The organism is Methylocapsa palsarum (genome assembly GCF_900114285.1).
In the GTDB taxonomy this organism is placed as follows: domain Bacteria; phylum Pseudomonadota; class Alphaproteobacteria; order Rhizobiales; family Beijerinckiaceae; genus Methylocapsa; species Methylocapsa palsarum.
The window spans coordinates 110,541-132,522 of record NZ_FOSN01000005.1 but is presented as its reverse complement, the minus strand read 5'-3'; the positions used below and the strand labels follow the sequence as shown (position 1 = coordinate 132,522).

The window sequence follows — 21,982 nt, the reverse complement described above, 5'->3', positions numbered from 1 at the left end:
TCTCCATCATCTGGGTAACTTCCAACCGAATTGACCGCCGACGGCGTTAGCTTGCGGTGAGCCCATCGGCCAGCCTCCCGGCGGCGAGGTCTCTTGCGCGGCGTCGGCGGCCGTCAGACAAAACGCGGCGGCGAGTTCGGCCCGGCTTGGGCCGACGATTGGCGGGTGAAAACTCACCACGGTCTGCCAGGAAATTTGCAAATCCGTCAGCGCATAGACCGCCGCATCGAGGCGATCAGGACTGTTGGCCGAGCCGGGTTCAAACGAGCAAAGTTCGTCTTCCAACTCAGGAAGACAACCGACAATATGCGCACGATGTTGCTCGAACAGAGCCGAAATCGGTTCCGCACGAGTGATCTTGCCTCGCGATGCATGAACAAGACGAATCGGGATTGTCCGATCTACCGCCCGCAGCGTCGTCTCGACCATCATCCCGCCTTGATTGCTCTCCGCGACAATCCTGTCTGCGCGATGGCTCCGGTAGGCTGCAACCGCTTTTGTCGCCCATTCGATCGGGGAGTATCTGCCGCTTAAGTCTTGCAGAATGTAGCCCCTGCCGTCATCGCCGAGGCCAGCGACGACGATGCCCGTCAAATCACTGTTCGCGCCAACGGAAGTCGCCGGGTCAATCGCGACCACGATACGCCGCATCGGCGGCTCCGACCCTTTTTGAATGCGCGTTGCCTCAAGCAAGTCGCGGTTCCAGAGAGCGCCTTGGACGTCGCTGAGAATTTCTCCACCGAGTTCCTGCCGGCCGAGACGAGTTCCTTCATATCGATTGACGATAGCGGTTAGGAACGTCGGCGCCAGATTTGCGGCATTATCGGCCGTGCGCCCGCGCGTGAGAACAACGTCCTGGCCTGCACGCGCCACCAATTGCTTGAGAATTTTCAAAGGTCGCGGCGTCGTGGTGATCATCGCGCGCGGACGCTTGCCGAGCCTCAAGCCGAACATCATCATGTCCCACGTGGCCTCGACGTTCTGCCAAGCCGCGAATTCATCGCAGAGGGCCGCACCATGCTGCGGGCCGCGCAACCGGTCGGGCTCTTCCGACGAAAATGTCGTGGCGATCGCGCCGTTCGGCCACGTCAGACGCCGCTTCGACGGCTCCCAAATTGGCCTATTCCAGGATGGAGATGTCGCCAGAATTCCTGATTCGCCTTCGACAAGGACGTCGCGGCTGTCAGCGGCCGTCGGCGCAATTAGCGCAATGCGTGAAACTCCGGACTCGACTTGCGCGCGAACCCACTCCACGCCGCTGCGTGTCTTGCCAGCGCCACGCCCCGCGAGATAGATCCAGATCGTCCAGTCGTCGCCAGGTGGCGGCAATTGTTCCGGACGCGCCTTCGCCGCCCAGTCGTCGCCGAGCGCATCGGCAAGCCGCGCAAACATCGTGTCAGACATCGCCGCACACCTCGCTCAGAACCGCAGCGGTGGCCGCAGACTGGCGCCGGACATCATCGGCCATGGTAGTGGCGGGAATCACCTCAGCCGCCTTCAGCGCCTTCGCCTGAATCGTTTTGGCGTCATTGCTGGAGTGTCGGGCGTCGAGATCGTGAAATAGCGAAATGATATCGGCCCGGGCCTCGGGATGACGGGCGCAGACCTTCAGCAGCCCGGTTTGCAATTCCATGAACGGTTGGCTGTTTAAAATTTGCGTGTTGTTTTGGATGTTGATTGTCGTTGCCGCGAAGTCGCGAACTTCGCCCGTGATCCGCCCGATCTCGCGCATGGTCTCGATCATGCGGCCGCTCAATCGATCGACCTCGTAGGGCTTATTGGCCTGCGCCGACCGATCCAACGCGTTCATGACGATCGACCTGGTGATCGTCAGATAATCGAGTACCGTCCGGCTCTCATCCGCCGCAGCGTTCGCAAGGTCTGCGATTTTCGCCGGCCCTAGCAGGTACCCAACCTTAGCTTCGTCGCTGACGTGATTTTCGCAATGTCTCCAAATTGCGTCTCTATGGAAGCCGAACTGCTCCGCAAGCTTGTCGAGGCTCACGCCAGCCGTGCGCAACGCCTCAATCCTGACACGCTCATGATGATGGCAGACCCCGCAACGCACGCGCGGCTTGAACGCCTTGGCCTCGCGCTCGCGCTTCTCCGCCGCATGTTCAAAGTAGGGCTCGCCGGATTTGAAGTGACCGCGAGGGTTCTGCTTCATCTCATGCCCGCCGCGCATTTGCATCCAAAGCGAATCCCACATTTCGCGAAAAACCATCGCGTTTGTTTACCCTTATGCTACCCGAAGCCGCCAATCGTCAACGATGATAACTCAATGCTTTGTTTCTATTTGATCTATTGTCCCATAACGTCTTGTGATGTCCTGATTGGATATCAAAAGAAGATGTGGATAAGAGCAATTCGCTGAGTGGATCGCGACATCGGGAGGCCCGTCGTTCGATCACTGTCGCCAGCCTCACAGACGAGGCCAACTGTTTACCGGAAGGCCCTTTGGGCTTAGCCGAGGGGCTGCTTGGCTCAATGCGCCTTCCCGACAATCTTAAGCGCAGCCGAATAGCCCCTATCGCGCGAGTGGAAGCGCATCGTCCGATAAAAGCGCCCCAGGTGGGCTGAAAAAATCCGCCCTGTTTCAACCCCAGACCGTCGAGAGGAACAAAAGGAACAAAAGGAACATTGTTCCGAGGTGTTCCGGGGGGGAACAAAAGGAACAAACACCCTAGGGGTGTGTTCCTTTGTTCCTCCACCTGTTCCCCCATCAAACGGCCCATGCGTAAGGCTCCCAAACCGCAACCTGTTTTGCGGCGACGAGGGCTTCGTGAGCCCGCTGGAATGCTAGTCTCCGGGCCCGAGGTTCGTCCGAACCTGCGACACCCTGCCGATAGGCATAGTCGCGCCATTGGCTGACCGTGACGGTTTTGACGCCTGCCGGAATGTGATTTGATACGGGTGGAATCGCGCCGAGTTCGCCGATGGCCTCGCGCAGAGCCGCCAGAGCTATTTTGCCGCCTTTGGTGAGTTTGATCGCTCGCTCTTTCTTCGGCTGCGCCTGTATAGGCTCGACCACGCATGATCCAAACGGCTCGCCGTCCTCATCCAAGCCGAGATTAACAAACCGAAGCTCGAAACCGCCTATTGGCCCCTCTTCGCCGTCTCGAGCTTTTGCGAGGCAAAGTGAGCGACTATCAGATTCGCCAGTGATCTCGTCTCGGTCCGCGAGGACTGACAGCACAACGTCGGCGCCCCCACGAAACGCGCTTGATCCGCGCAGACCGGTTGCACTCGCTTTCCCATAATGGTGGACGGGGACAATGAGCGTTCCGAGTTCGTCTCCGATTTGGCGCAACACGCGCATCGCGGCGTTGACTTGCGCGGCATCGTTTTCATCTTCGAGGCCGAAGGCTGCGCCGATGGTGTCGATAAATACGACTCCAAGCCGCACACCGTGTTCGTCGCGAAATTGGACCCCCAGCGCTTTCAAGCCGCTGATCGTTTGCTTGATCACGGCGGGATTGAGGAGGTTTTCGCTTATTGCACGCCAGGCGATTGGAAGCGGCGTAGCGATATTCATGGCATGCTTGGCAGCGTCGAGACGCCGTTGAATTCCGCCCGCGCCTTCTGCGGCCAGGATGACGCTGCCGACGCGCTCCTTGATCCTCCGGCCAAAGAAGTTTGTATCGCTTGCAAGACAGGCCGCGACATGGATTTCGACGAAGGTTTTTCCAGCGCCGCTTTGGCCGCCGAGGAAGCATATTCCTTCTGCTGGAACCAATCCTTTGATCAGCATTCGCGGCGGATCAGCGGAGCCCTGCCCGTCGAGGATAAATCGAACCGGCGCGACGTGCCCGTTGCGCAATGGGATGCCTACGGGCTCGCCGAAATCCAAAAGCGAATCCAGGTAGGCCTGATCGGCCGGCCCATTCATTCACGACCGCCTTTCGAAGACAGCGGCTGATCAACGCGTTGCTTTACAATTCTGATAGTTAAGCAGTCCCATACCTCGAACGACGTTAGAACATCGTCGAGCGAAAAGGCGACAACATGCGGAATGCCATGCCGGACGCACCACAGTCTGAACTCATCCTGAGATTCGGACAGTCTTTCGCCGGCGCGCTTGAGTTCGATCGCGTGGAAACGGCTGTCCGGCGCAATCAACACAAAATCGGGCCAACCAGCCTTTACGCCCATTTGCTTGAGCTTGCCGGCCGTTCGCTTATCCCGGATCTCTCCGCTAGGAATATGGCTCCAGCGCCACTCTGGCCTGGCGTGATCGCGAAGAACCTTGGCGACCGACATGTGAAGAACGATTTCCTTCGGCCGCGGCGCCGGAGACCTTCGGAGGCGCGGTTTACGACCTTCAGCGAGAAGCAAGAGGGGTGGAATCGTCATTCAACCACCCCCGGCTTCTTTGCCGCGGCGAGCTTTTCTTTTTCAGCAACAAGCTCCTTGAACGTCATGCGGACAGCATTGACGCGCCCGATGAGGCTTCGGAGCGCGTATTCGAGACCAGCATCGTCGCCCATCCAGGAATAGGTCTGCGCAAGTTCGGCTTGGATCCCAATCCAGCCAGACTCTTCGTGGATGAATTCGCGCGCGTTGATAATTTTGTCGCGGCTCACCGCCTCTGGATTGCGATGCTTCTGGAGGGTGGTGCTCATCCACGCCTCCCGCAGTTGAAAGCGAATTCGCTGATCAGCCGAGCACGATCAGGCCTTACGCCGAAGCGCGAAGCCAAAAAGCGCTGTTGCAATTCGAGGGAAGAGGGCTTATTTTCCGAACTGTTCCAGCCGCCAAGCATGAACCTTTCGGACCCGGCCGCCACCCCATGGCGCGCCGGGTCTTTGCTGTTTGAGGCCATCGATCAAACGTGCTCCCCAACAGAGAGGCGCGCGCGGTTCAATTTCCATGCTTCCAGCTCTACGCGCCGAAAGTACCATCGGCCTTGAATTAAGAGCGGCTTAGGGAAGTTTAGGTTCGGATAATCCACCCACCGCGCGAGCGTGCGGCGAACGACGCCGAGTTCGGCGGAGACAACAGCAGCGGGGACGAGCGAATCAGAGGTACCCTTCGCCGTGATGGCGGAATGCGCACTGTTTAATGACTGTGTGTGGGAGGTCATGGTTTTGTCCCGTGTCAAGAATGGTCGGGACAATGATGCCGCTAACGGTCGCGAAAGTCTTGGGAACGGATTTACAAAGATTTCCCAGTTTTGGAATCAATTACTCCGCAAAGCCATATATGTCCCTCGTGAATGAGCCGCCGCCACTCGGCCTCATCAGGTACGACTGCGAAACCGTCTACGCCGACCTTTACGCCCATGAATTCGGAAAGAAATGTAATTTCGTTGCCTAGCCAGCGGCTCGGGAACCGCACGCGCAGTTTCCGCCCCGTGTCTCCTTTTCCGGAGTTCCAAGGCGTGTTTTTTTCAATTGTTTTTACCCACTTGGGGTACTGTTTGCGCAGCCTCTCAACTACCGAGTCGAATTCCTCATCAGCGCCTCCGATCACATTTCGGGCGACTACGAATTGGGTGGCGGAACGTAGCGGGTACCCCTCTTGTTTTACCCACATATGTATCTGTGGCATTGCCCACCAGTCGCGGGCGTAACCGTCATTCTTTATCTTGTTGACTACAGTCTCCTTCACGCCTTTGCGATGGAATCCATGAGTGAATCCATAGCCATTCATCGCCAAGGCGGCTCCCTTAAAGATTTGATCGCCAGTCGCCCCATATAGAAAATTGAGGGTGTCTTGAATATCGATGCAGTTCAGCGATGGAACAGACGTAGCCTCTAGCTTTGTCACTAGATCCACTACAGAATGACGTTTCTTTCGGCCGCGCTCCCATGCTTCTCTCAACTCTACTTCTGACATTTCACAGAGATTTACGAATTTAGAATCTGCTCTGGATACATCAATCATTCCAAAGAGAGACGCGATTTCAAGGTCGTCTCTCCAGTTTGAGGTGTTGCTCCGCCGTGCCGCCATAGCTTACCCCCGCGCCGTCGTTAAGGCGGCGACATTTCCCGCCGGCTCGCCGTTAACCAGGGTCTCAACGAACCGCCCCCAAGTCTCAAGCGCGACCCGCTTTTCATCGGCGAATCCGTGGCGCTGATAAATTCCAACGATTCCAGCGAAGCTGCCGGACCGATGATTTAAAATCTTCTCGATGACGGGAATCGAAACGCCGAGCCGCGCCATGCCCGTCGCAGCGGTCCTCCTTAAATCATGAAAGGTCCAATGCGGCGCGGCGGGTAGCGCGGCGCCGAGATGCGCCCTCGCTTTGCTAAAACCAGAAACCGGGGTTCTTCCGTTCGTCGTGAAGACGAAATCGCTCGCGCCTCCAATGCGGGGCAAGCCTTCCAAGATAGCGAGCGCTTGCGGCGACAGCGGAACCTGATGCGCCTGCCCATTCTTGCAGCGCTCCTTGGGTAAAGTCCAAGTCCTGGTGGTAAAGTCCAGTTCGCTCCAACGCATTTCGGAGACTTCGCCGAGGCGTTGGCCCGTCAGGATCAATAATTGAATAATCCGTCCGAATGGCCAGCCCAATCCTTCTGCGGCCAGCCACACGGCCCGAAGTTCCACATCGTCAAGCACCCGGTCACGGCTTCGCTCGGGCGACGGGGAGCGTATCCCCAAACAGGGCGATGCTTCGATTATGCCGCGCTCGACGGCCCAGCCGCACATCCGGCGAAAGATTGCCAGCACGCGATTGGCAACGATCGGGGCAGGGCGGTCCACGATGGAATCCAAAAGTTCGTGAATGTCGGCCTTGCGGATTTCCGAAAGCTTCCGTCCCCTCCAGGAGGCAATGACTTCCTTTCGCATCATGCGCTCAGCCTCGCGAGCCCAGCTTGGACGCATGCTTGCTTTGATATGCCGCGCAATAAATTGCTCTGCGACTTTTTCTACGAGATCATGATCGAGGGGACTTTGCTTGGCTGCTTTTGCAAACTGCTTCGCGGCCGCAGGATCTTCGCCTCCCGCGACCTTAACGAGAGCCTTGGCCGCCAAATCGCGAGCGGCCTTAAGGCTAAGTGCTGGGTAAGTCCCAAGCGTCATCTTGCGGCTTACGCCGCTCACGCGGTACCGGACCGCCCAACCGGCCTTGCCGGACGGCTGCAATATGTAATAAAGGCCACGAACGAGACCGTCAGGGACTTCCTTTCGGGCTTCGCCGGGTCTTATCGTTTCGAGGGTTCGAACAGTGAGCGGTTTCGCCATGGAATGCCCCGGGGTAATATGGGGTAACGAATCAAACCTGTCTTAACTTGTTACCCCGCGTCCGAGACATGGCCGGACTTTTACGCATTTACAAGGGGGCGAAGATGAGATTACGCGCACAAGACGTCCCGATTGTCCTGGTATGTCTGGCTATAATTTCAGACTTCTAAGCGGCAGGCCGCAGGTTCGAACCCTGCCGGGGTCGCCATCCTCCCGAAAAGCGTTTCGGGCGATTTCGCCTCGCGCCGGGCTTTTTCGTCGCAGGAAGCGAACAGGCAAATTGAGGGGCTTTTACGAATTTTTCGCCGGCGGTGGCATGGCGCGGGCTGGGCTCGGACCGCGCTGGACCTGCCTTTTCGCCAATGATTTCGACGCCAGGAAGGGTGTCGCCTATCGCCTGAACTGGGGAGCGCGGGAACTCCACACAAAAGACATCGCCGAGATCAAAACGTCGGACCTCCCGGCCGATCCGGCGCAGCTCGCATGGGCGTCGTTCCCCTGCCAGGATCTCTCCCTCGCGGGCGCCGGAGCCGGATTAAAGGGCGAGCGAAGCGGGACCTTCTACGCTTTCTGGGCCTTGATGGAATCCCTGATCGCGGAGGGCCGCGCGCCTGATATCATTGTGCTGGAAAATGTCGGCGGCGCATTGACGTCGCATGGCGGCCGCGATTTCACGATCATTTGCGACCGCTTGAACGCCGGAGGCTATTCCTACGGCGCGCTGATTGTCGACGCCGCGCTTTTCGTGCCGCAATCCCGGCCGCGTCTTTTTTTCGTCTGCGTCCGCAAAGGCCTCGGCGCGCCGCAGGGCCTCATAATGTCCCGTGGCCTCATGGCCGCGCCGTCGATCTGGCATCCGGCCAATCTGCAAAAGGCTTATTGCGGACTGCCCGAGCGATTGAAGGGCTCATGGATCTGGTGGTCGCCGCCGGCTCCTCCGCGCCGTAATTCCATCCTCGCCGATCTGATCGAGGAGGAGCCTCTGGGGGTCCGATGGCGGAGCGAGGCTGAAACCGTCCAGCTGCTGTCCCTCATGAGCGCGGTCAATTTACAAAAAGTCGAGATGGCGAAAGCGGAGTCCAGGCGGGCGGGGCACCGTGTCGCCGGTTGCGTCTACAAACGCACCCGCGTTGATCCGGGCGGCGCAAAAATCCAGCGCGCCGAGGTCCGCTTCGACGACATCGCCGGCTGTCTCCGAACTCCGGCGGGAGGATCGAGCCGGCAATCGATCATCATCGTCGAGGCCGATAATGTGCGCTCGCGTCTTATGTCCGCGCGTGAAACAGCCCGGCTGATGGGGCTGCCGGACGATTACATTCTGCCCGGAACCTATAACGAGGCCTATCATTTGACCGGCGACGGCGTCGTCGTTCCCGTTGTGCGGCACCTCGCGGAGCACCTGCTGGAGCCGATTTTGGAAGCGATTTTGGAGGCGAAGACGTCATCCGCATCGCCGGTGGCGCATCTCAATAAGGCTTCGAAAGGTCTAACTCCGGCGACATAGCGGACATTCGATGATGGGAGAAAAGCCGCCGGGCGATGTTTAAGGCCGGACGATTATTAAGATGGAAGATTCGCGTTCTGACCTTTTGAAGCGCCTTGATTCAAGCGCTGGCAGCCAAATTCCCGTTGAGCCGAAGGGGAGGGCGTTCGTTCAGGAGGCGGCGGCTGCGCGATAAGTAAGCATGCGGGATCGTGCGCTCTGCGCAATGTCATCCCAGTTTTGGCGTCGATTACGTGCGCGCCTGCGGTGATCGCGTTTGACTGTTTCAACAGGCCGTAGTTTGAGCGGCACGTTGAGCCTGTAGACATGATCATCGCATTCGGCGGCGTCGAACTTTTCCCACAACGCCGTATAGGAGTTTCGAAAGCTCGTATCATAGTTTTCATGATAAGCTATCTGAGAATCGTGGGCTATCCCAAACACATTTTCGAATCCGTTTGCCATTGCGATCCCACAAATTGCAGAGAGGCAAAACAAATGTGGCGCATTATGTTTGAAACCAGAGTCGAATATGGTCCGCTCTGGGACTTGGTCCGTTTGATTTCTTGATATAAGGAGCGTTTCTTGCGGCTGTAATCTGAAGAGAGTTGTATTTACATAGCAAAATGACATTCGGCAAAGTCTGACGCCATTTACAGACAAAATAACACTCAATTCACCTTCATAAAGATTATCATCCGTTGCTATTAGAACAATTGTAAAGCGGTTGTTTGGCGTGATATGATCCCAAAGTGTCACCCCGCCCAAGAGATAAGCGTCTCTAATATAAATAGAATTAAAATTACTCCTCTCGAATTGATAATGTCGGAGCGCGGTATTAAGTCTCTGTGATAATGTAAGTTTTTTTGAAAGATAATAGTTATGCGTGAAAAAATACAATGGATCAAAATCATTGTGCTTTCTGGATATTTCAATGATAGTTTCCATTGTAGAATATTTTAATAGTTTTGCTGGGAAGGCGATAACACGTAAAGCGTGTAGGGCTCTTAATAAGCAATACAGATGACGTTGTTTATGTCTGGGGTTTGCGCATACTGTCAAAATTGATCTTAAGATTAAAATTAAAGCTAGGTACGCCGACTCTACCGTTTGTAGTCGAATCGTTGGGCAATTCATCGATACCGCCCCCAGATGGACCCAGATTCCGCCGATCGCAGCATCAATCCCCATCTCCGCGTGAAAACACCTCGCCAAGCCTATTTGTTAAAAGCCAGGTCTGTTTGAAGCCGGGCCTGTTTGTTAAAAGTTGGGCCTGTTTGTTATAACAAGCATAGGTTGTGTTGGTTCCTAGCAATGTTTGCGCCCTTATCCAGCGCGCGTGAGTTTGTCGCGGATCGGCGCGACTTCTGGGCAGGAACTCTTGTTGAAACCGAAGATCATCCAAATTCCAGATGCGATCCGCAGCGCCACGATGCGCGCGGTGAAATCAGCCAATACGAAACCGGAAATGATCGTGCGCTCGCTGGCGCATCGCCTCGGGTTCCGTTTCAGGCTTCACTGCAAGGCGCTCCGGGGCTGTCCGGATCTGGTGTTCGCCGCGCGCCGCAAGGCGATTTTCGTCAACGGCTGCTTCTGGCACGGGCATGACTGCCGGCGCGGGGCCCGGACACCGAAAACTAACGTCGTCTACTGGCGGACGAAGATCGCCAACAACCGCCGGCGGGACGCCGCCGCGCAGGCTGATCTTGCGGCCGCGGGCTGGGCCGTTCTGACTGTCTGGGAATGCGAGACGCGCAGTCTGGAGACCTTGCGAACTCGGCTCTTAAGCTTTCTTTCTTGAAATTCGCTTGACATTTAGGCCCAGTCGCCCCGTTCGGGCAATCTGGAGTCGAATTCCAGGGATCTGTTGTAAAATTGCACATCACATTGAAATTTAACATTATTATTGCGTTTCAATAGTCGTTTTCGTCGCTTTGAGCGCTATGGATCCGCCAAATTCCAGTCGGCTCCCGGTTTGTTTCCATGCATAGTTCAAGCGTCGCCGCAGCCTTAAGGCTTAGGCAACCAAGAGATGCCAAACTGTCCGTTGGACGGGCTTCGGGTCTTAAACCTATCCGGCGCCGCACCTTTGGTGAGGCGCGCTGAAGCGAAGGAATCGGTTATGCGGGCGAAACTGTTTTCTTGTTTCTCATCGCATCGCTTTACCAATCTGATCATCCGTTCTTTCGTAGACAAGGCGCCGCAACGCAGCCTCTTCGTGGCCGGCGCGTCCGGTTTCCTGGCCCTGAGCCTTGGCGGATGCGCCCAGCAGCCGGCGCTTCAGCGCACCGCACATTCCAAGGAATATTTTCCCTCCTCGATCTATGGCCGGGCCAGCGAGCGCGTCGTCGCCATCGGAGAGCCTGCGCCGCGCGGGGGCGGCGTCTACCTCGTCGGCCATCCCTATTCGGTCGCGGGCCAGACCTATTATCCCAGCGAAAAGAAATACGCGGCTGTCGGAAACGCCTCCTGGTATGGCGACGCTTTCCACGGTCGCCGCACCGCAAATGGCGAAGTCTACGATTGCGAGGGCATTACGGCGGCCCACCCGACGATGCCTCTGCCGAGCTACGCCCGCGTCACCAACCTCAGAAACAATTATTCCATGATCGTCCGCGTCAATGACCGCGGTCCGTTTGCGTCCAATCGGATCATGGATGTGTCGCGGGCCACGGCCGACGCGCTCGACTTCCGTAGATATGGCACTGCGAAGGTCAAGATCGAATATGTCGGCGCCGCCAGTCTCGCCGGCTCGGACGACCGCCAATTACTGGCGACCTTGCGGAACGACGGCCCGGCCTCGCTCGACAACGTTGACGGCGCGACCATGGTGGCCGAAGCCAGGCCGCAGCGGACGGCCGCCGCTGAGCCCGCTCCCGTAAAAGCCAGCCTGGAAGAAGCCGTATCCGCCGCCGATGACGACGCGCCCGCCGCCGCTTCATCAGGCTCCAGCCGGCGCTTTTACGCCGGCGCCATACCGACGCCGCCCGCCCGTCCGTTCGATCTTGGCACAATTCCCGGAGCGGGCGTGAAAATCGCTGCGCGCATGCGGCAGACCGGATCGCGTTGAGCGTTTCAAGAACCACGCCGACGTCGCTGTCTTTACCCTTTTCGAATGTTTGCCTTGAACCTCGATGCGCGCCGCGCCAATATCGCCGGGCGGGCAAACATGAGGTCAGACGATTTTAGCTGCAGCGGGATCTGAAACCAAAAGGCGCGGATCTGACGGCGTGGGACGGATGAGCCCGGCCGTACTCGCCGGGTGTTCAACGTCTGCGGATTCAACCCTCGCGGTTCAGTCCGTGATGAGTCGGATCGGGATCGCGCTGATCGTCGTTGGGTTGTCAGCCGCATGGAGCGGCGCGCGCGCTCAGGCGGTCCAGACCAACATTCCTCACGCCATCCTGATCGATTCGGACACGCGCAGCGTTCTTTTCGAAAAGAACGCCGACGAACCTGTCGTGCCTGCGTCCACGGTCAAGGTGATGACGGCGGAAATCGTCTTTCACGAAATCACGGCGGGCCGCATCAAGCTGGACGATGAACTTCCGATCAGCGAGAACGCGTGGCGTTACGGCGGCGCGCCTTCGCGCGGTTCCAGCATGTTCGCTCCCTTGAACAGCAAGGCGAGGGTGGAGGATCTGATCCGTGGGCTGGTGATCGTCTCGGGCAATGACGCCGCGATCGCTCTTGCCGAAGGCGTCGCCGGATCGGAAGGCGCGTTCGCCACCCTGATGATGAAGCGGGGCTCCGAACTTGGCCTGACGCATTCGACCTTCACCAATCCGTGGGGCCGCGACGATCCGGAACAGAAAGTCAGTCCGCGCGATATGACCACTCTCGCCAATCACGTCATCCAGACATATCCCGATTTCTACAAATACTTTGGCGAAAAAGAATTCACCTTCAACAAAATCAAGCAGACCAACCGCAATCCGCTTCTCGCCATGAGCATCGGCGCCGACGGGCTGAAAACAGGAAATATCAACGCCAGCGGCTACGGTTTGATCGGCTCGGCGGTGCAAAACGGGCAGCGCCTCGTTCTGGCGCTCTATGGGGCGCCCGACGCCAAGTCGCGAGCGGAGGAGGCGCGTAAACTATTCCTTTGGGGGTTCCGCTCCTTTGAGGCGAAGACGATTTTCGAGCCGGGCGAAACGATTGGAAACGCCAAGGTCTTTGGCGGCGAGGAGTCGAGCGTTCCGCTGGTCGCGCAGGGGGCCGTGAAGGTCCTCGTTCCCCGGACTCCCGGCGAAAAACTCACCGCGAAAGTGGTTTACAAGGGACCGTTGATCGCGCCAGTCGCGAGCGGAAGCGACGTCGCGCGGCTTCAGGTATTCCGGGGGGCGACGCAAGTTCTTGATCTGCCTCTCCAAACCGCCGCCGCCGTCGCCGTCGGGTCGCTGCCGCGCCGGGCGATGGACGCGGGGCTCGAATATGGCGGCGACCTTTTTCGCAAGTTGATCAAGAAGCAATGATCCCGGAAGCTCCGGAGTTCGCGTTGCCTCAATCGAAAGACGCCTTGCAGTCGCGGCGGGGCGCGCTCATCACTCTGGAGGGCGGCGAAGGCGTGGGCAAATCGACGCAGCTTCGCCTGATTGTCGATCAACTCAGGCGGGCGGGGTTCGAGGCGATCGCGACTCGCGAGCCGGGCGGGTCGCCAGGCGCCGAAATTTTGCGTCAAACCCTCCTTTCAGGAGTTCTGAAGCCGCTCGGATCCGCGGCCGAAGCGCTGCTTTTTGCGGCGGCGCGCATCGACCATATCGACGTCACCATAGAACCAGCCCTGGCCGCGGGCGTCTTTGTCGTGTCGGACAGGTTCTCGGATTCGACGCGCGCCTATCAGGGAGCGCTCGGGAGCCTCGATCCACGCTTCCTGCGCGCGCTGGAACGGATCACATTGGGCTCTCTGCGCCCGGACCTGACGCTTGTTCTGGATTTGCCCGCGCAGACGGGTCTGGCGAGGGCCGCGCGGCGGCGCGGACCCGAAGAGGCGAGCGATCGGTTCGAGGGCGAAAGCCTTCGGTTCCACGAAAGCCTGCGCGCCGCTTTTCTAGAGATTGCGACGGCGGAGCCGGAGCGCTGCGTCGTGATCGACGCCGGGCAGCCCGAGGCCGCCGTGACGCGGGCGATCTGGGACGCGATTTCTCTGCGCCTTCTTAAAGGACGCGTTCAAGAATCAGCCGATTCGTCGGTTCACGGGATATTTTCCCAAACCGCGTCCGCGCTCGGCGACTGCGCCGAAGGCGCTCCAGTCCATGGCGGCTAAATCATCTGCGGCCGGCGCTTCGGATGAGCTGCCGGAATCCGATCGTTTCGACGCCGCGCCGCACCCGCGCCAAACCCTTCAGTTTTTCGGCCACGACGACGCTGAAAGGGAGCTGTTTCAGCTTTATGCGTCGGGACGCATGCCGCAGGCCTTTCTCATCGGCGGCCCAGAAGGCGCCGGCAAGGCGACTCTCGCGTGGCGCCTCGCCCGTTACCTGCTTGCATATCCAGACCCCGCGCAATTTGACGCTGACGCCCGCGCCGGGCTGTTCGTTCCGGAAGACCATCCCGCCGCGCGCCAGACCGCCTCGCTCTCGCATCCGGATCTGTTTTTGCTCCGCCGCGCCTGGAACGAAAAATCAAAAAAACTCTTCAGCGAAATCCGCGTCGACGACGTCCGCCGCGCCAGTCACATGTTTCACCGGGCTGCCGGGCGAGACGGTTTTCGGATTTGCATCGTGGACAGCGCCGAGGACCTCAATCTCTCCTGCGCCAATGCGCTGCTGAAGCTGATCGAGGAGCCGCCGCCGCGTTCTATTTTCCTGATCGTCGCGCACAGGCCCGGCCGCGTCATCGCCACCATCCGTTCGCGCTGCCGCAAGATCGTCCTGGCGCCTCCCGGCCCCGACGATTTGGCTCGAATCGTCAGGTCTCTCGGGCCGCCCTGGTCGCTGGCCGACGACGGCGATCTTTCGCGAGCGATCACGCTCGGGCATGGCTCGCTGCACACTGTCTTGCGGCGGTTCAGCGGGCAGGGCCTCGCCTTCGACACGCAAGTGTTGCGCATGCTCGACCTGCTTCCAGAAATCGACTGGCGTGAGGTTCACGCCCTGGCCGACCGGATTGCGCTTCCGGGTTCCGACGACGATTTCGAATCGATGCTCGGATCCGTCTTCGACTGGTTGCAGGGCCGGGTGCGCGACAGCGCCAGTTCGGGCGAGGGCGGGCAAGTCCGTCGGCTTGCGCCCTACGCGGAGGTGTGGGAAAGAGTGAACGAGGCGGTGCGCGAGACCGAAACGTTCAATCTCGACAAACGTCCGCTGGTCATGTCCATTTTCTCCGGCCTGGCGGCTGCTTCCCGGACTTCCGCGTCACCGTAAAGCTTCGCCGGGGCGTAGCGCACCTGTCTGGATTTACTGTCCATGCCCGCATCGACGTCCGCCGAACAGGCTTCGGCCAGGCCGAAATTCTACATCACGACCGCAATTCCCTACGCCAACGGCGCGCCTCACATCGGACATGCCTACGAACGGATCGCGACGGACGCGATCGCCCGCTTCAAGCGTCTCGACGGGCATGACGTTCTGTTCGTCACGGGCATGGACGAGCACGGGCAGAAGATGCAGCAGACGGCGGCGCGCGAGGGGCTGACGCCGATCGAACTTGCGGACAGGACGGCGGCGCAATTCGCCGCGATGGGGCAGGCGCTGCTTGCGCCGGCCGACGACATCGTGCGCACGACGCAGCCGCGTCATCATGCCGCCGCCCAGGAAATCTGGAACCGGATGGCCGCATCCGGAGATATCTTCCGCTCGAAATATCCCGGCTGGTATTCAGTGCGCGACGAGGCGTTTTTCGACGAATCCGAACTCTCCGAAGGCCCGAACGGCGCGCGCCTCGCCCCGACCGGCGCGCCGGTCGAATGGGTCGAGGAGGACAGCTATTATTTCACGCTTTCGGCCTATGCGGACCGTCTGCTCGATCTTTACCGGACGCAGCCGGATTTTGTGACCCCCGAAAAATATCGCAATGAAATCATCGCCTTTGTCGAACGCGGTTTGACCGATCTCTCGATCAGCCGCTCGACCTTCGACTGGGGCGTTCCGGTGCCGGGCGACCCCGACCACGTGATGTATGTCTGGGTCGACGCGCTGACCAATTACCTCACCGCCACCGGATTCCCGGACGTCGCCGCTCCGCGGGCGCACTTCTGGCCGGCCGACGTCCATGTGATCGGAAAGGACATCACGCGCTTTCACGCGATCTATTGGCCGGCGTTTTTGATGTCCGCGAACCTGCCCTTGCCCAGGCAGATCGTCGTGCACGGGTTCCTGTTCAACCGCGGCGAGAAAATGTCGAAATCCGTCGGCAATGTGATCGATCCTTTCGCGCTCGCCGAGCATTACGGGGTCGATCAGTTCCGCTATTTCCTGCTGCGCGAAGTGCCGTTCGGGCAGGACGGCAATTATTCCCATGAGGCGATCGTCAATCGAGTCAATGCGGATCTTGCCAATGATCTCGGCAACTTAGCGCAACGCTCTCTTTCAATGATTCAAAAGAACTGCGACGGTCGCACGCCTGTTCCTGGCGCGTTCAGCGAGGCGGATGCGGCGCTTTTGTCGGCGGCCAAAGACCTGGCGGGAAAGTCCCGGACCGCGATGCGCGACTTCGCCTTGCATTTGATCCTCGCCGACATCTGGCGGGTCGTCGCCGACGCAAACCGCTATTTCGCCAGTGAAGAGCCGTGGGTCAAACGCAAGACGGACCCGGCCCGGATGGAGACAATCCTCTATGTTACGGCCGAGGTTCTGCGCATCGTTGCGATCATGGCGCAGCCCTATATCCCCCAAGGGGCGGGGAAGCTGCTGGATCTGCTCGACGTTGCGCCGGACGCGCGGACTTTCGCCCGGGCCGAGGGGGAGGCGGGTTTGACGCCGGGCGCGGCATTGCCGCCGCCCGCGCCGATTTTTCCGCGTTACCTGGAGGCGGATGCGCCGTCGGATCGAGAACCTGTATAATTTGATGAGCCATCCCCCAAGGAAACTTTGAGAAAACTCGAGCTTGAGAATACCCTCTTCGGCTCAAGGTCCTGCGTCGTTCGCGCGAGGGCCGTGTTCGCGAGGCTTGAAAAGAGGTCAGGTTTCATTCATCGAGCTTGCTCATGCTGATCGACTCACATTGCCATCTCGATTTTCCCGATTTCGCCGCCGAGCGCGACGCCGTGGTGACTCGCGCCCGCGCCGCGGGAGTCGGGCGAATGATCACGATTTCAACCAGAATTGAACGGTTCGGGGAAATCAGCGCCATCGCCGACGCTTATCCGGATGTCTTTTGCACGGTCGGCGATCATCCGGACCATGTTCATGAGGGCGCTGAGGCGAGCGTCGAACAATTGCTCGACTTGGCGCGCCATCCCAAATGCGTCGCCATCGGCGAAGCCGGGCTCGATTTCCACCATGATCGCGCGCCCCGGGCGCTCGCCGAACGGGTGTTCCGCACCCATATCGCCGCCGCCCGCGAGAGTGGGCTTCCTCTGGTGATCCATTCCCGGCAGGCCGATGAAGAGATGGCGGCGATCTTGCGTGATGAAATAGGGAAGGGGGCGTTCGCGGCCGTGATGCATTGCTTCACCTCCTCCGCCGCGCTGGCCGAAGCCGCCTTGGAGCTCGGGCTTTATATTTCCTTTTCGGGGGTTTTGACGTTCAAGAATGCGGAGGAACTGCGCCGGATCGCAGAATTTGCGCCGGTAGACCGTATTCTTGTTGAAACCGACGCGCCTTTTCTCGCTCCGGTTCCCCACCGCGGCAAGCGGAACGAGCCGGCCTTTGTCGCCGACACCGCGAAGGTTCTCGCGGAGGTCAAGGGGATTGAACCCGACCGGCTGGCGGCGGCGACAAGCGCCAACGCGTTTCGGCTGTTCGCCAGAATGCCCGGCGTTCCGGCCGCATGAACCTCAAAATCACAATCCTCGGCTGCGGATCTTCGGGCGGCGTTCCGCGCGTCGGCCAAGGCTGGGGCGCGTGCGATCCTGGAAATCCGAAGAACCGGCGCCGGCGCTGTTCGATTCTGGTCGAGCGGATAGGCGCGGACGGCGGCAGAACTCAAATCCTCGTCGACACGTCGCCCGACCTTCGCGAGCAATTGCTGGCCGCAGGCGTGTCGCGCCTCGACGGGATTTTGCTGACGCATGCGCATGCCGACCATACTCATGGCATCGATGATGTCAGGCCCCTGGTGATCCTCGCGAGACATAAGATCGATCTTTACATGGACGCCGAGACATCGGAGGTCGCGCGCGCAACCTTCAGCTATATTTTCGAAACTCCGCCAGGAAGCCAATACCCGGCGCTTCTCAATGAGCGCCGCCTTTATGCTGGTTCGCCAGTGACGATTCGAGGACCCGGCGGGCCAGTCGAAGCCTTGCCGTTGCAGCTGACTCACGGCGAAATCGGGGCGCTTGGCTTCCGCTTTGGCGGGATCGCTTATTCTCCCGATCTCAACGCCATCCCGCACGAGAGCGTCCCGGCGCTTGAAGGCCTCGACCTATGGATCGTCGACGCCTTGCGGCACACGCCGCATCCGAGCCATTTTTCGCTGCCTGAAACACTCGAGTGGATTGATCGGTTAAAGCCGCTACGCGCCGTCCTCACCAATCTTCACACCGACCTCGATTTCGAAAGATTGAGGGCCGAGCTTCCGCCGAATGTCGAGCCGGCGTTCGACGGCATGACGCTCTCGTCTGAAGTTTTAGCTTAACGCAAACGGGTTTTTATAACACATTGATTTAATGGTTAAAGTGAAGCGCCATGCCATATGGTTCCATAATATTGATTATGCGAATCAGATATCTTGAGATCGGCTTCTCCCACTCCCAGCGCTTGAAAGCCCCGAAATCCGCAAAGCATTCGCGTGGAACAAAGCCAATTGGGAGTAGCCAAAAGCTCTGAGTGTTGTTATGATTTGGAGATCACGGGACTATCGGCATTCAGAACGAATACCAACGGCAATACTTTTGGCTGGCGCCCGTGGGCGGCCGGCCTTTTTGCGCTGGTTCAGTTGTTGAATAGCGCTGGTTGATTCCGGGGTGGGATTGGGTTGCGTGGACGAGGGATCGGCAAGAGGCCGACGTCGAAGTCAAATGGCAGTTACAGGCGGATATAAGCGGGCACATCATGAGCAAAGGTAGAGATTTCCGGGGACCAAAGAAGCGCGGCTTCGATGACGATGGCCCCTCACCCTACGATCCGCCGCGGCAGAGCCGGGCTCCGCGCGCAAGTTTCGGCGGCGCTCCTGGCGGCGGGCCGGAGATGGTGGCTCCGCCGAGCGGTCCCAGCGTCGACGCGATTGTGAAATGGTTCAAGGGGGACAAGGGATTCGGTTTCGTCGAACTGAGCAATGGATCGGGAGACGCGTTCCTTCACATTGGTGCGCTCCAGGCCGCCGGTTATGAAACGGTCCCTCCGGGCGCAAAGCTGAAAGTGAACGTTAGCAATGGCGTCAAAGGCGCTCAGGTAACGCGGGTTCTCGAAGTCGATACGGCAGGCGCTGTTGAAAGAGCGCCGCAGCCGCGTTCTTTTGGCGATTCGCCGCGTCCGGCGCGCCGCGCGCCTGATCCGTCCACGGCGATCTCCGTCACAGGGACCGTCAAATGGTTCGACGACAACAAGGGCTTCGGTTTCGTTCAATCGAACGATGGCGGGAAGGATGTCTTCGTCCATATCTCGATCCTTGGGCCGTCCGGCGTACAGGGCCTGGCTGAAGGTCAGCCTGTCACGATGCGGGTTGTCGATACTCCGAAAGGGCGCGAAGCTTTGTCGATTTCGGTCGAGTAGCAGCGCTCGCCCATAGTCGCACGGCTCCGTCGGAAGGCTTTCCGACGGGCCTTACGGCGGCGCGACAATGGCGCCGTCGTTCGGCGACTGATCGGGGCGCCTGCGTTCGCGCGTCCTTCCTCCGCTACGCCGCCGGTCTTGATCCATGCAGTCCTCGCGCGATATTTCCCGTTTGCTTGAGATCATGGCCGCGCTGCGCCACCCGAAAACCGGCTGCGGTTGGGACGTCCAACAGACGTTCGAAACCATTAGCCCGTTTACGATCGAGGAAGCTTACGAGGTCGCCGACGCGATTGGCCGGAGGGATATGGCTGATCTTAAGGACGAACTGGGCGACCTGCTGCTTCAGGTGGTCTTTCATTCACAAATCGCCGAAGAAGCCGGCCACTTCGACTTTGGCGGGGTCGTTCAATCGATTACGCAGAAAATGATCCGCCGCCATCCGCATGTCTTTGACGAAAACCGCGAGCTTTCGCCGGCGCAGGCGAAAGCCTCCTGGGCGGCGATCAAGGCCGCGGAAAAGCTGGCGCGGGAGGATGCGCCCGACTCCGGCGGTCTGATGGGCGACGTGCCGCTTGCCCTGCCCGGCCTGACTCGCGCCGTGAAGCTGCAAAGGCAGGCTGCGACAATCGGCTTCGATTGGGATGACGCGCGCCTCGTTCTCGATAAGATTCGGGAAGAAACTGCGGAGGTCGAGGAGGCGCTCGACCTGGGCGAATCAGACGCCATTCGAGAGGAGATCGGCGATTTGCTCTGCGCCGTCGCCAATCTCGCCCGGCACGTCTCGGTCGATCCCGAAGACGCAATCCGGGGCTCGAACGCCAAATTTGAACGGCGTTTCCGCTTCATTGAAACTGAACTGGCCCGACAGCGCGTCTCGCCCGGGACCGCCACCCTTGAGCAGATGGAAGACCTTTGGAATTCCGCCAAGGCCCAGGAAAAGCGCTCCAAATCCAGCTAGAGCGCTTTCCGGCCGAATGTGATCATTCGGTCGATCAGAAATCGCTCCAGTTACAAAGGCTTGAGCATAGTCTCATCGATTGGATAGATTCAATCCGATCGGAATATGCTCTAGCTGGCACGATCCAGCGACGCCTGCCCTTCGCGGCCGTCGGCGAAAAACTTCCGCCGCACGCGTTCCGCACGCTCCGGCGCGACGCGAATGGTCAAAAGCGTGGAGCCGTCAGCCGCCGTCGTTCTCTGCAAGACTTCCGTGTTTTCGTAAAGCCATCCAAGGCCTGACCCATTTTCGGGTTCGAGCGAGACGTCGAAGGTGACGCGGCCTTGGGCGAGGCGATGTTCGATCGCCTCGCGAAGCCCGGCCATGCCCTGCCCCGTCAGCGCTGAAACGATGATGACAGGCCGCGCCGCGGCAGATCGCCTCTGGGCGCTGTTCTGCGCCGCCGTCAGGGCGTCGGGATCGAGCAGGTCGGCCTTGTTCCAGACTTCCAGCAACCGGCGGTCCCCGGAGGGATCCACACCCAGCTGCGAGAGAACGGTTTCGACGTCGGCGAGCTGCGCTTCGGCGTCTTCATGCGCGATGTCCCGGACATGAAGGATCACGTCCGCCTCGAGAACCTCCTCGAGCGTCGCGCGGAAGGCGCTGACCAGCATCGTCGGCAGGTCGGAAATGAAGCCGACGGTGTCAGACAAAATGATTTCACCGCCGTGCGGCAAGGAAACCCGACGCAAGGTTGGGTCGAGAGTCGCAAACAGCATGTCCTCGGCAAGCACCTTCGACTGGGTCAAATCATTGAACAGCGTGGACTTTCCCGCATTTGTGTAACCGACCAGCGCGACGATCGGATAAGGCACCGTGCGGCGGCTCTTTCGATGCAGGCCGCGCGTGCGCTTGACGCTGGCAAGCTCAAGCTCGATCCGTTTCATGCGGACTTCAATCAGCCGCCGGTCGGTCTCGATCTGGGTTTCGCCGGGGCCGCCGAGGAAGCCAAAGCCGCCGCGTTGACGCTCTAGATGGGTCCACGAGCGGACGAGCCGGGACTTCTGATAAGCAAGATGAGCGAGTTCGACTTGAAGCGTGCCCTCTCGCGTGCGCGCCCGGCGCCCGAAGATTTCAAGGATCAACCCTGTCCGATCGATGACTTTGGCGAAGAACGCCTTCTCAAGGTTGCGTTGCTGGACGGGAGAGAGCGCGCAATCCATGATGACAAGGTCGATGTCCTCGTTGCGCACGAACTCGGCCAATTCCTCGACTTTGCCTTTACCGAGAAAACTGGCCGGACGGATCTGAGCAAGATTGACAATCCTGGCGTCGATCAGATTGAGGTCGATAGCGCAGGCGAGACCCTTCGCCTCGGCGATCTTCGCCTCCTGAGAGCGGCTTCCAGCTGCCTGGTCGTTGCTTTTTTGGACACGTTCCAGATAAGGGCCGACGACAAGCGCGCGGGTTCGCCCGGCGATGAGTCGTTCCGTTTCGGGATTCGGGGTCTGGCTGACGCTCGATGCTTCGATGCTGGTTCCTCACAATTCAATC

At 59.4% G+C, this 21,982-nt stretch carries 20 protein-coding genes and 1 pseudogene; 11 read left to right on the top strand and 10 right to left on the bottom strand.

Annotation, left to right across the window (positions count from 1 at the left end):
- Window positions 1-6: 6 nt before the first annotated feature.
- The 8 genes and pseudogenes from BM177_RS07455 to BM177_RS07420 all read right to left on the bottom strand — a co-directional run bounded on the left by BM177_RS07455 (window position 7) and on the right by BM177_RS07420 (window position 7,188).
- Window positions 7-1,392: a DNA-packaging protein gene (locus BM177_RS07455; RefSeq protein WP_091680865.1), complete on the bottom strand. Its 1,386-nt coding sequence runs from the start codon at window positions 1,390-1,392 to the stop codon at window positions 7-9.
- 4 nt (window positions 1,393-1,396) lie between these two features.
- Window positions 1,397-2,191: a hypothetical protein gene (locus BM177_RS07450; protein ID WP_139223548.1), complete on the bottom strand. Its 795-nt coding sequence runs from the start codon at window positions 2,189-2,191 to the stop codon at window positions 1,397-1,399.
- A 531-nt stretch (window positions 2,192-2,722) separates the two neighbouring features.
- Entirely contained in the window at window positions 2,723-3,031 is a 309-nt protein-coding gene (locus BM177_RS20535) for a hypothetical protein (RefSeq protein WP_244532193.1), read from the bottom strand.
- A gap of 273 nt (window positions 3,032-3,304) precedes the next feature.
- A pseudogene (locus tag BM177_RS21100) lies at window positions 3,305-3,751 on the bottom strand (AAA family ATPase); the annotation flags it as partial.
- A gap of 134 nt (window positions 3,752-3,885) precedes the next feature.
- Window positions 3,886-4,260, bottom strand: a complete 375-nt coding sequence (locus tag BM177_RS07440) for a VRR-NUC domain-containing protein (protein WP_175492526.1) — start codon at window positions 4,258-4,260, stop codon at window positions 3,886-3,888.
- A gap of 89 nt (window positions 4,261-4,349) precedes the next feature.
- Window positions 4,350-4,622 (bottom strand): hypothetical protein, encoded by a 273-nt coding sequence (locus BM177_RS07435; RefSeq protein WP_091680603.1) that lies wholly within the window; start codon window positions 4,620-4,622, stop codon window positions 4,350-4,352.
- A gap of 532 nt (window positions 4,623-5,154) precedes the next feature.
- A complete protein-coding gene (locus BM177_RS07425) occupies window positions 5,155-5,952 on the bottom strand; it encodes a hypothetical protein (protein WP_139223547.1) in 798 nt (265 codons plus the stop codon).
- 3 nt (window positions 5,953-5,955) lie between these two features.
- Window positions 5,956-7,188 carry a tyrosine-type recombinase/integrase gene (locus tag BM177_RS07420; protein ID WP_091680595.1) on the bottom strand — a complete coding sequence of 411 codons (1,233 nt, stop codon included), beginning with the start codon at window positions 7,186-7,188 and terminating at the stop codon, window positions 5,956-5,958.
- Window positions 7,189-7,468: 280 nt separating this feature from the next.
- Between BM177_RS07420 and BM177_RS07415 the strand changes: the two genes are divergently transcribed.
- Entirely contained in the window at window positions 7,469-8,692 is a 1,224-nt protein-coding gene (locus tag BM177_RS07415) for a DNA cytosine methyltransferase (RefSeq protein ID WP_091680593.1), read from the top strand.
- A 150-nt stretch (window positions 8,693-8,842) separates the two neighbouring features.
- On the opposite strand, the gene BM177_RS07410 is transcribed toward BM177_RS07415, so the two are convergent.
- The gene (locus tag BM177_RS07410) at window positions 8,843-9,808 is read right to left on the bottom strand and encodes a DUF535 family protein (RefSeq protein ID WP_244532205.1); all 966 of its coding nucleotides are present in this window, start codon (window positions 9,806-9,808) and stop codon (window positions 8,843-8,845) included.
- Window positions 9,809-10,055: 247 nt separating this feature from the next.
- Between BM177_RS07410 and BM177_RS07405 the strand changes: the two genes are divergently transcribed.
- The 10 genes from BM177_RS07405 to mazG all read left to right on the top strand — a co-directional run bounded on the left by BM177_RS07405 (window position 10,056) and on the right by mazG (window position 20,449).
- Complete coding sequence (locus tag BM177_RS07405) at window positions 10,056-10,472, top strand: very short patch repair endonuclease (RefSeq protein ID WP_244532190.1); 417 nt, start codon at window positions 10,056-10,058, stop codon at window positions 10,470-10,472.
- Window positions 10,473-10,793: 321 nt separating this feature from the next.
- The gene (locus BM177_RS20910) at window positions 10,794-11,741 is read left to right on the top strand and encodes a septal ring lytic transglycosylase RlpA family protein (RefSeq protein WP_091680861.1); all 948 of its coding nucleotides are present in this window, start codon (window positions 10,794-10,796) and stop codon (window positions 11,739-11,741) included.
- 235 nt (window positions 11,742-11,976) lie between these two features.
- Complete coding sequence (locus BM177_RS07395) at window positions 11,977-13,146, top strand: D-alanyl-D-alanine carboxypeptidase family protein (RefSeq protein WP_091680588.1); 1,170 nt, start codon at window positions 11,977-11,979, stop codon at window positions 13,144-13,146.
- A gap of 23 nt (window positions 13,147-13,169) precedes the next feature.
- The gene (gene tmk / locus BM177_RS07390) at window positions 13,170-13,937 is read left to right on the top strand and encodes a dTMP kinase (RefSeq protein WP_244532189.1); all 768 of its coding nucleotides are present in this window, start codon (window positions 13,170-13,172) and stop codon (window positions 13,935-13,937) included.
- Window positions 13,927-15,036 (top strand): DNA polymerase III subunit delta', encoded by a 1,110-nt coding sequence (locus BM177_RS07385; protein ID WP_091680583.1) that lies wholly within the window; start codon window positions 13,927-13,929, stop codon window positions 15,034-15,036. The genes tmk and BM177_RS07385 overlap by 11 nt, the downstream gene beginning before the upstream one ends.
- Window positions 15,037-15,078: 42 nt before the next feature.
- On the top strand, window positions 15,079-16,674 hold the full coding sequence (gene metG / locus BM177_RS07380) for a methionine--tRNA ligase (protein WP_091680580.1): 1,596 nt from the start codon (window positions 15,079-15,081) through the stop codon (window positions 16,672-16,674).
- A gap of 143 nt (window positions 16,675-16,817) precedes the next feature.
- Entirely contained in the window at window positions 16,818-17,606 is a 789-nt protein-coding gene (locus BM177_RS07375) for a TatD family hydrolase (RefSeq protein ID WP_091680577.1), read from the top strand.
- Window positions 17,603-18,412 (top strand): MBL fold metallo-hydrolase, encoded by an 810-nt coding sequence (locus BM177_RS07370; RefSeq protein ID WP_091680574.1) that lies wholly within the window; start codon window positions 17,603-17,605, stop codon window positions 18,410-18,412. The genes BM177_RS07375 and BM177_RS07370 overlap by 4 nt, the downstream gene beginning before the upstream one ends.
- A 416-nt stretch (window positions 18,413-18,828) precedes the next feature.
- The gene (locus BM177_RS07365; protein WP_091680859.1) at window positions 18,829-19,488 is read left to right on the top strand and encodes a cold-shock protein; all 660 of its coding nucleotides are present in this window, start codon (window positions 18,829-18,831) and stop codon (window positions 19,486-19,488) included.
- 145 nt (window positions 19,489-19,633) lie between these two features.
- A complete protein-coding gene (gene mazG, locus BM177_RS07360; RefSeq protein WP_091680571.1) occupies window positions 19,634-20,449 on the top strand; it encodes a nucleoside triphosphate pyrophosphohydrolase in 816 nt (271 codons plus the stop codon).
- Between the two features lie 110 nt (window positions 20,450-20,559).
- On the opposite strand, the gene hflX is transcribed toward mazG, so the two are convergent.
- Window positions 20,560-21,909 (bottom strand): GTPase HflX, encoded by a 1,350-nt coding sequence (gene hflX / locus BM177_RS07355; protein WP_425284381.1) that lies wholly within the window; start codon window positions 21,907-21,909, stop codon window positions 20,560-20,562.
- Window positions 21,910-21,982: the final 73 nt, after the last annotated feature.